Raw genomic sequence first — 8607 nt, forward strand, 5'->3', positions numbered from 1 at the left:
CCTCATCGAGCAGCGGCTTGCCGGGCTTGAGGAACCAGTAGGCCAGCACGGGCACGATCGTGAGCGCGACCAGCAGCGAGGCGAGCAGTGCGATCGTCACGGTGAGCGCGAACGGCCGGAACAGTTCTCCGGTGACGTCGCCGACGAAGGCGATGGGCAAGAAGACGGCGACCGTCGTGATGGTCGAGGACGTGATCGCCGACCCGACTTCCTTGACAGCCCGCACGATCGAGGTCAGCTTGTCGGCCTTGCCCACGTAGTGGCGCCTGATGTTCTCGATCACGACGATCGAGTCATCCACGACCCGGCCGATCGAGATTGTGATGGCCCCGAGTGTCAGGATGTTCAGCGAGTACCCGAACGCCTGCAGCCCGATGAACGTGATGAGCACGCTCGTCGGGATCGAGATCGCGGTCACGAGCGTCGCACGCACCGAGAGCAGGAAGAGCAGGATGACGAGCACCGCGAACAGCAGGCCGAATCCACCTTCAACGGCGAGAGTCTCGATCGACTGCTCGATGTAGGGGGCCTGGTCGAAGACAACGGTGAGGGTGACTCCGTCAAGCTGCTGCTCGAGGTCGGGCAGGATGTCGAGCACGCCGTGCGAGACATCGACGGTGTTGGCTGCCGGGAGCTTCGTGATCGCGATCGTCACCGCCGGCTCGCCGTTCACGCGAGAGATCGTCGCGACGGGGTCCTGGCCCTGCTCGACGGTGGCGACGTCGGCGATCGTGACCGTTCCGGCCTGGAACTGCTCGGCATCCGTGGGAACGAGCGGTAGCGCCGCTACCGCGTCGACGGAGGTGATCTTCGAGCCGGTCTGCACCGTGAGGGTCTGCTCGTTCTCGGTGATCTGACCGCCCGGGAAGAGCACGCCGTTCTGGTCGAGAGCGTCGCGGATCGCCTGTTGCGTGTAGCCGGTCGCGGCGAGCTCTGCCGGGTCAGGCGTGATCGTGATGCGCTGGCCGGTGCCACCGACGATCTGCGCGGCGTTGACGCCGTCGACATCCTCGAGCTCGGGGATCGCGACGGACTCGAGTGTCGCCTGGATGGTCTGCTGGTCGTCGTAGCCGGTGACGGCGATCTGGACGACGGGGAAGTCGTCGATGCTCGCCGAGAGCACGTTGGGTTCGACGTTCTCGGGCAGCTGAGAGGAGATCCGGTTGATCGCTTGCGTGATCTTCTGCTCGGCGGTGCCGAGGTCGGTGCCGTAGGTGAACGACGCCTGCACGATCGAGGCGTTGGTCGTGCTGGTCGCGGTCGTCGACTCGAGGCCGGGGACGGCCTGGATGGCGGTCTCGATCGGCGTCGACACGTCGTTGGCGACGACTTCGGGGGAGGCTCCCGGGTAGGTCGTGACGACGATGAGGGCCGGGAACTCGATAGACGGGATCAGTTCCTGCTTCAGGTTGGTCAACGCGAGGCTGCCGAACAGGGCAGCGACGATCGTGACCAGCGCGATGAGGGCGCGGTTTTTCAGGCTCAGGACGGCGAGTTTCGACACGGTGGCCTTTGCTGTGCTCGGTGCGGTCGGGACGCGACGATACGCGGGTGTATCGTCCCCATCTTCGCACGGTGATTCCGGGGGATATCCCGAAAAGTCCCGATCAGCTCGACGCGGCAGCGAGCGCTCCGCCGAGCGCAAGCCCGCCTGCCGCGGCGGCGAGCGCGAGCACGAACGTTCCGACGACATTGACGATCGCCATCCGCCCCCGCCGCTCTTCGGCCAGCAGCAGGGTCGTGACCGAGACGGCGCTGAAGGTGGTGAAGCCTCCGAGCAGACCTCCGCCGATCACGAACTGCAGATCAACGGGGGCGGCAGAGCCGGTGAGGATGCCGAGAGCAAACGACCCGACGACGTTGACAATGAACACACCCCACGGCGGGCCCCACCAACGCAGGATCGCGACGTCAGCGCTGTAGCGCAGTGCGGCGCCGACGCCGCCGGCGAGCGCGCCCAGAGCGAGTAGGAGCGGACTCATGCTGAGTGTCCATGCGCTGACGTGGGCCGGGGGCGGGCTATCCAGAGTCCCGCGACGGCAGCCGCAAGCCCGGCGAGCACGGTGACCACCGCCAGCGGCAACGATGCCGGGTCCACCGCAAGCACGGCGAAGCTCGAGTACGTCGTGAACCCTCCCATGACGCCCACGCCCCAGAAGGTGCGCATCCTCGTGGCGCGAGCGGGGTCGGCCTGGCGTTCTGCCATGCCGGTGACCACCCCGAGCAGGAACGAGCCGACGATGTTGATGAGAGGGATGGAGAGCCACTGGATCGACGGATCCTCGACGAGCAGAACGACAAGTCGCGCCGCAGTTCCGATCGTGCCCCCGGCGAACACCAGCCAGAGGTGGACCCCCGAGAAGCGCGGTCTGGTCGCCATCGGCCCAGGCTAACGCTCCCCCGCGTCGTGTCACGTTCCGCAGGGCGTCCATACCGGGTTCGCCGCCGGGAAACAACCCCATTGTGGTGCGGCCGCGGCAGTGAAATCGTCACGGTGTGGCGAGTCCGCCCGACACGCGTCGGGCATGCTCCCGGACGTCTAACGAAAGGTGCCCCATGAACATCGCACTGCTCCTTGTCATCATCATTGCTGTCGTGTTGGCAATCGTCGGCGGCCTCAACAGCGCCCTGAGCTGGCTGCTGTGGGTTGCCCTGATCGTCGGCGTCATCGCTCTCATCGCCTTCCTCTTCAGGGTGATCAGCGGCGGCAGAAGCTGACCGCGTAGCCCGAAAACGGATGCCGCGCTCCTCGGGGGAGGGGAGCGGCATCCGTTTTTCGTGTCGGCCGTGCACGTCTACAGGCGGGAGTTCACGTACTCCGCCAGCGCGTCTCGCACGAACTCGGCTCCGCCGTTTCCGCCGCCGGATGTCGCGTAGTTGGCCGCGAAACGGGGGTCGGCTACATACATCTCCGCGAGCCCCAGGACGTAGGGCTTCAGCCCGGCTTCGCCCTGATGGGCCGGGGTGCCGGGAATGGCGCGCAACCATGCAACATGGCGCTCCGCGAGAGCCTGTGCCTCGGTCGAGCCTGGCTCGATGCCGGACTCAGCCGCCGCAACCCAGTCCCCGGCGAGCTCGGCGCTCGTGTTCTTCCACGCAGCCTGCTGCTCAGTGCCGAGCGAGCGCCACCATGAGTCTGAGCGCGAATACGCTTCCGCGCCCCAGCGCTGCTCGACCTCGTCCTTGTAGACGGTGTGGTCGAAGCCGTCGAACATGTCGTCGTTCATCATCGATTCACCTCCCTCCCATGCCGTGATCGTGGACTCCACCGCGGCGATCTGCCGCGCGAGCCTTTCCTGCTCGGAACGGAGCCACCCGATGTGGGTGCGCAATGCCTCCGCGGGGTCCTGTTGCGCGTCAAGCACCTCGGCGATGTCGCTGAGCGCGAGACCGAGGTCTCGCAGAAGCAGAATCCGCTGCAGTCTCACGAGCGCCTCGGGTCCGTAGTAGCGGTATCCGTTCGCTCCCGTGCGCGTGGGAGACAGGATGCCGATGGCGTCGTAATGCCGCAGGGTTCGCGTCGTCACGCCCGACCGCTGTGCTACCTCGTGGATGCTCCATTCCGTCATGGCATCCACGGTAGAAGTTGACGTTGCGTCAATGTCAACTCGTCGCTCGTGGACACTTGTGCAACGCGATATAACGCGTTATTCTCAAATCGCGTTATATCGCGTTTGATCTTTCATGTGACCCTGAACGGAGCGGACCGTGACCCTTGAGAAGTGGCTCATTCACCCGGGAGAGACGCGCGTCATCGACCTCGACGACGTGCGCACCCTCAAGATCGGCCTCGTCGGTGGCCAGGTTGATGTCGTCGCCCACGACGAACCCGGGGTGCGAATCGAGGTCTACGGGGTGACCGTCAAAGACCTGCGCATCGAAGCAACCGGCGACCTCGTCGAGATCGACCATCCACAGCTGCGCTGGGACAACTTCCTCGAGGCGTTCCGCAACTTCGGTTCCGGCGGCCCGAAGGCAGAGGTCAGCGTCGCTGTCCCCCGATCAGTGGCTTTGAACCTCGGGGTCGTGAACGCGAGCGCGCTCGTATCCGGTCTCGAGGCCGGGGCTCGCCTCAACACGGTGTCGGGCGACATCATCGTCGATGGCCTCAGCGGCGACGTGACGGTCAACGCAGTGTCGGGGGATGTCCAGATCCGGGACCTCACGGGCACCCTGTCGGCGAACAGTGTCTCGGGAGATGTCGCTGCGACCGGCAGCATCCGCAAGGCGACGATCGACACGGTCTCGGGCGACATGCTCGTTGACACGACCGGCAATGCGCACGCCATCAGTCTCAACACGGTGAGCGGCGGCGCTACCATTCGGCTCGATGAGGGGCTGCCGGCGAACTTCGTCGTGCGCAGCGTGAGCGGTCGCGTCCAGATCGATGGCGTCATGCGGTCGGGAAGCGGCGTGACCAACTACAGCGGCTCCACCGGCGAGCTCAGCGGGTCGTTCGTCGATGTCCGCACGAACTCCGTTGCCGGCGGACTCACGGTGCTGCGCCGTTCCCCCGCCGCAGAACCGGCGGATGCCGCGAGCGAGGCGGAGGGCCTGTGATGGCCCCGGTCTTCTCTCACGGCGACCTGCGCCTGTACCTGCTCTCGCTCCTGGACGAGGGGCCGCGGCACGGCTACGACATCATGCAGGCCTTGTCGGATCGCACCGGTGGGACGTACACACCCAGCGCCGGCACCGTCTATCCGCGGCTCGCGAAGCTCGAGGAAGAGGGTCTGGTCACCAAGACCGTCGACGGTCGCAAGACGATCTACGAGATCACGGATGCCGGCCGCGCCGAGGTGGCTTCCCGCGCCGGTGACCTCAGAAGCATCGAGGAGGGGCTTGCCGATTCGGTGCGCCTGATCGCCGACGAGGTGCGCGGATCGGTACGCGAGGCGATGAAGAGCCTGCGCGCCGACCTCGCCGCCGCAAGCCGGGCCGAGCGGCAGGACCGCAGCGAGCAGGTGCGGGATGTCACCGACGACCTGCGTTCGATCTCGCGGGAGCAACTGCACCGCGCAGAGGTTGCCATCAGCGAGTTCCGCGCCCAGGTACGAACCGATCTGCGGACGCACGTCGCCAAGGGCGGCACCCTCACGGCATCCGTCGTCGACGAACTGGCAACCGGCCTCGACGAGGTGACCCGCGCCATCACCCGCTCACTCCGCGGCTGAAGCTCACAGGGGCAGCGCACGCGACCCGATTGCAGGATGAATCCGCCTCCCCGCGCGTGGGGGGCCGTGAAAGGCCGGTCGATCCTGCGTTCGGGCCGGTCAGCTGGTCGGCCAGAGGTCCTCGTCGTCAGGCGCCGGCTCCCCCAGCGGAACGACGAGGATGGGGCGCGCCTGCCGATGCGCGAGGCGGGCAGCGACCGATCCCGTGAAGAACTCTCGGATCGACTCGCCGATGCCGCGCTTGCGGGTTCCGACAACGAGCAACCGGGCATCGATCTGCTCCGCAAGATGCTTGAGGGCCAGCGCCGGGTCGCCGACGAGCTGATGGATACGCCACTCGACGTCGATTCCCTCCAGCGCGTGAGCGACTGACGCGCGCACGAGGTCGAAGTCGGCCTCACCGGGAGCGATGTTCACATCGATCGGTGCGGAGTGCACGTATCCGTCGGGATCCTCGTACGTGACGAACCTGGTGACATCGACGTGCGCCACAACGAGGGGGGCCTTCATCATGGCGGCGTACTTCGCGGCTTCCTTCACGACCCGAGGATTCTGGTCGGGGACGACCCCGACGATCACCGCGCCGCGGACCGCCTCCGCGTCCAGGGGTGCCGTTGTGAGCCCCGGTCGTTCGTCCGCCATCTGGATTCCCTCCTCGACATGCGGAGCCGAGGGGCGCACAGCCGCGGGCCCTCGAGGGCTCCGTGATATTCTGAATGCTACTCTTCCCGGCGAAAGACCGGATTCGTGAATGCACGGGCTGCGGAGTGCGGAGACCCGCGCTTCAGCCCGCGGGTCAGAAATGAGGGGGTCTCGCATGGGGCGTGGCCGTCAAAAGGCGAAACACACCAAGATCGCCCGCGAACTCAAGTCCTACAGCCCGAGCGTCAACTATGCGGCGCTCGAGAAGGAACTGGGTCACCCGTCCGACGATGATCTGTACGTCGACAAGTGGGCCGATGAGTTCGACGACGAGGATGACGAACTAGACGAGACCGCCTGAGCGCGGCTCGTCCCTTCACCGCGCTCCCGTTCAGGACTCCTGACTGCTCTCGACCCAGTCGAGATACTCTTCCGTCACTGTTCCGGTGACGTAGCGTCCGTCGAAGCAGCTCATGTCGAGGTCGTCGACATCCGAGCCTTCGAGGATCGCAGCCTTGAGGTCGGCTACCTCCTGATAGACGACGTAATCGGCACCCAGCTCTTCGGCGATCTCGGGGATGGATCGGCCGTGCGCGACGAGCTCGTGCCGGGTCGGCATGTTAATGCCATAGACGTGTGGGTAGCGCACCGGCGGGGCAGCCGAGGCGAAGGTCACGGATGTCGCGCCGGCATCCCGGGCCATCTGGATGATCTGCTTCGAGGTAGTTCCCCGCACGATCGAGTCGTCGATGAGCAGCACGTTCTTGCCCTTGAATTCGCTCGACATCGCGTTGAGCTTCTGACGCACGCTGCGCTTGCGGGCCGACTGGCCCGGCATGATGAATGTCCGTCCGACGTAGCGGTTCTTGTAGAACCCCTCGCGGTATTCGATGCCGAGCTTGCGCGCGACCTGCATCGCGGCGGGCCGGGATGAATCCGGGATGGGCATGACGACGTCGATGGCACCTGCGGGCGTGTACTTCGCGATGGTGTCGGCCAGGCGGTCGCCCATGCGCAGCCGCGCCTCATAGACCGAGATCCCGTTCATGATCGAGTCCGGGCGGGCGAGATAGACGTACTCGAACGAGCACGGCACGAGCTGCGGAGCCTCGGCGCACTGCTTGGTGTGCAGGTGACCGTCGAGGTCGATGAACACCGCCTCGCCCGGCATGACGTCGCGGACTACCTCGAACTCGCCGTTTTCGAGCACGAGCGACTCGGACGAAACAACCCACTCGAACGATCCGTCGGGGGCCTTGCGCGTCCCCAAGATCAGGGGGCGGATGCCGAACGGGTCGCGGAACGCGAGCAGGCCGTGGCCCGCGATGAGGGCGATGGCAGCGTACGAGCCCTCCACGCGAGCGTGGACACGGGAGACTGCTTCAAAGATCTCGTCGGGCTCGAGGTCGAGCCCCGATACCGTCGCCTGCAGCTCTCCGGCGAGGACGTTGACCAGGAGTTCGGTGTCAGAGCTCGTGTTCAGGTGGCGACGGTCTTTGTGGAAGAGCTCGTCGGTGAGTTCGCGGGTGTTCGTGAGGTTGCCGTTGTGCACCAGCACGATGCCGTAGGGCGCGTTGACGTAGAAGGGCTGGGCTTCTTCTTCGCTGGATGCCGTGCCCTTGGTGGCGTACCGGACGTGACCGAGCCCGATCGTGCCGAGCAGCGACCGCATGTCGCGCGTGCGGAACGCCTCACGGACCTGCCCCCGCGCCTTGGTGATGTGAAAGACGCCACTCGGTTCCGCTGTGGCGATTCCGGTCGAGTCCTGCCCGCGGTGCTGCAGCAGCAGCAGCGCGTCGTAGATCTCCTGGTTGACCGAGCCCCGCCCGACCATGCCGACGATTCCACACATGGGGTGTTACTGCGCTCCTTCGGCGAACGATCCGACCAGGCGCACGGCACCGCCGTCAACGCCCTTCGCCCCTTCCACATAGTCGCCGTTCGGCCTCGGGCCATCCGAGACGACGCCGACCTGCCACGTGGCGATACCTTCGGCGGTCAGGGCGGATGCCGCATCCGCTGCCCGGTCTGCCGCGACGACCGCGACAAAGCCGATGCCGAGGTTCCACGTTCCTTCTGTATCGGAGAGGGGAATACCGCCGCGGGCGGCGAGCGTCTGGAACACTGTCGGCGGCGTCCACGTCGCGCGGTCGACATCGACCCACGTGCCAGCGGGCAGCACCCGCGCCAGGTTTGCCGCGATCCCCCCGCCGGTGACGTGGCTGAGGGAATGGACCCCGCCGCCGGACTGCGCGATCAGCCGCAGCAGCGGCGCCGTGTACAGGCGGGTGGGCTCGAGCAGAACCTCGCCCCAGGTGGCGCCACCGAACTCGGCTGCGGCATCCGTATACGACAAACCGGATGACGAGACGATGTGACGAACGAGCGAGTAGCCGTTGGCGTGGAGTCCGCTCGAGGCGAGCGCGAGAACGACATCGCCGTTCTCGACACGATCGGCGCCGAGCACGGCGTCGGCTTCGACGACGCCGGTGGCCGCGCCCGCGACATCGTAGTCATCGATCCCGAGCAGGCCCGGATGCTCGGCGGTCTCGCCGCCGACCAGCGCAGTCCCGGTCTCTTCGCAGCCGCGCGCAATGCCGGCGACGATGTCGGCGATGCGCTCGGGTACAACCTTGCCGCACGCGATGTAGTCAGTCATGAACAGGGGTCGCGCACCGACGACGACGATGTCATCGACAACCATGCCGACGAGGTCTTGGCCGATCGTGTCGTGCTTGTCGATGGCCTGCGCGATCGCGACCTTGGTACCGACACCGTCGGTGCTTGTCGC

The 8607-nt window shown here is 66.3% G+C and carries 11 protein-coding genes; 4 read left to right on the plus strand and 7 right to left on the minus strand.

Annotated features, from left to right (window positions below; all coding sequences use genetic code 11):
* The 3 genes from B3587_RS14810 to B3587_RS14820 form a co-directional block, all read right to left on the minus strand.
* The coding region (locus B3587_RS14810) for an efflux RND transporter permease subunit (protein ID WP_292730041.1) at window positions 1-1504 on the minus strand (1504 nt) is incomplete at its 3' end.
* A 103-nt stretch (window positions 1505-1607) separates the two neighbouring features.
* Complete coding sequence (locus B3587_RS14815) at window positions 1608-1982, minus strand: CrcB family protein (RefSeq protein ID WP_292730046.1); 375 nt, start codon at window positions 1980-1982, stop codon at window positions 1608-1610.
* Window positions 1979-2380, minus strand: a complete 402-nt coding sequence (locus tag B3587_RS14820; RefSeq protein WP_292730049.1) for a fluoride efflux transporter FluC — start codon at window positions 2378-2380, stop codon at window positions 1979-1981. The genes B3587_RS14815 and B3587_RS14820 overlap by 4 nt, the downstream gene beginning before the upstream one ends.
* Before the next feature lie 176 nt (window positions 2381-2556).
* On the opposite strand from B3587_RS14820, the gene B3587_RS14825 reads away from it, so the two are divergent.
* A complete protein-coding gene (locus B3587_RS14825; RefSeq protein WP_228179357.1) occupies window positions 2557-2718 on the plus strand; it encodes a hypothetical protein in 162 nt (53 codons plus the stop codon).
* A gap of 77 nt (window positions 2719-2795) precedes the next feature.
* Here the strand turns inward: B3587_RS14825 and B3587_RS14830 are convergent, their stop codons facing one another.
* Window positions 2796-3569 (minus strand): MerR family transcriptional regulator, encoded by a 774-nt coding sequence (locus B3587_RS14830; RefSeq protein WP_228179358.1) that lies wholly within the window; start codon window positions 3567-3569, stop codon window positions 2796-2798.
* 139 nt (window positions 3570-3708) lie between these two features.
* Between B3587_RS14830 and B3587_RS14835 the strand changes: the two genes are divergently transcribed.
* A complete protein-coding gene (locus tag B3587_RS14835) occupies window positions 3709-4560 on the plus strand; it encodes a DUF4097 family beta strand repeat-containing protein (protein WP_292730051.1) in 852 nt (283 codons plus the stop codon).
* Window positions 4560-5174: a PadR family transcriptional regulator gene (locus B3587_RS14840; RefSeq protein ID WP_228179394.1), complete on the plus strand. Its 615-nt coding sequence runs from the start codon at window positions 4560-4562 to the stop codon at window positions 5172-5174. The genes B3587_RS14835 and B3587_RS14840 overlap by 1 nt, the downstream gene beginning before the upstream one ends.
* Before the next feature lie 99 nt (window positions 5175-5273).
* On the opposite strand, the gene B3587_RS14845 is transcribed toward B3587_RS14840, so the two are convergent.
* A complete protein-coding gene (locus tag B3587_RS14845; RefSeq protein WP_292730053.1) occupies window positions 5274-5816 on the minus strand; it encodes a universal stress protein in 543 nt (180 codons plus the stop codon).
* Between the two features lie 175 nt (window positions 5817-5991).
* Between B3587_RS14845 and B3587_RS14850 the strand changes: the two genes are divergently transcribed.
* Window positions 5992-6177: a DUF3073 domain-containing protein gene (locus B3587_RS14850; protein ID WP_228179361.1), complete on the plus strand. Its 186-nt coding sequence runs from the start codon at window positions 5992-5994 to the stop codon at window positions 6175-6177.
* A gap of 30 nt (window positions 6178-6207) precedes the next feature.
* On the opposite strand, the gene purF is transcribed toward B3587_RS14850, so the two are convergent.
* Complete coding sequence (gene purF / locus B3587_RS14855; RefSeq protein WP_292730055.1) at window positions 6208-7668, minus strand: amidophosphoribosyltransferase; 1461 nt, start codon at window positions 7666-7668, stop codon at window positions 6208-6210.
* Window positions 7669-7674: 6 nt separating this feature from the next.
* Window positions 7675-8607, minus strand: a 933-nt coding sequence (gene purM, locus B3587_RS14860) for a phosphoribosylformylglycinamidine cyclo-ligase (RefSeq protein ID WP_292730057.1), incomplete at its 5' end; no start/stop codon positions are given.

It is taken from the genome of Microbacterium sp. UBA837 (assembly GCF_002296025.1).
In the GTDB taxonomy this organism is placed as follows: domain Bacteria; phylum Actinomycetota; class Actinomycetes; order Actinomycetales; family Microbacteriaceae; genus Microbacterium.

Coding starts and splice junctions, on each gene's coding strand:
- B3587_RS14820 (WP_292730049.1), bottom strand. CDS start 2,380: ATGGCGACCAGACCGCGCTTCTCGGGGGTCCACCTCTGGCTGGTGTTC.
- purF (WP_292730055.1), bottom strand. CDS start 7,668: ATGTGTGGAATCGTCGGCATGGTCGGGCGGGGCTCGGTCAACCAGGAG.
- B3587_RS14840 (WP_228179394.1), top strand. CDS start 4,560: ATGGCCCCGGTCTTCTCTCACGGCGACCTGCGCCTGTACCTGCTCTCG.
- B3587_RS14830 (WP_228179358.1), bottom strand. CDS start 3,569: ATGACGGAATGGAGCATCCACGAGGTAGCACAGCGGTCGGGCGTGACG.
- B3587_RS14845 (WP_292730053.1), bottom strand. CDS start 5,816: ATGGCGGACGAACGACCGGGGCTCACAACGGCACCCCTGGACGCGGAG.
- B3587_RS14850 (WP_228179361.1), top strand. CDS start 5,992: ATGGGGCGTGGCCGTCAAAAGGCGAAACACACCAAGATCGCCCGCGAA.
- B3587_RS14825 (WP_228179357.1), top strand. CDS start 2,557: ATGAACATCGCACTGCTCCTTGTCATCATCATTGCTGTCGTGTTGGCA.
- B3587_RS14815 (WP_292730046.1), bottom strand. CDS start 1,982: ATGAGTCCGCTCCTACTCGCTCTGGGCGCGCTCGCCGGCGGCGTCGGC.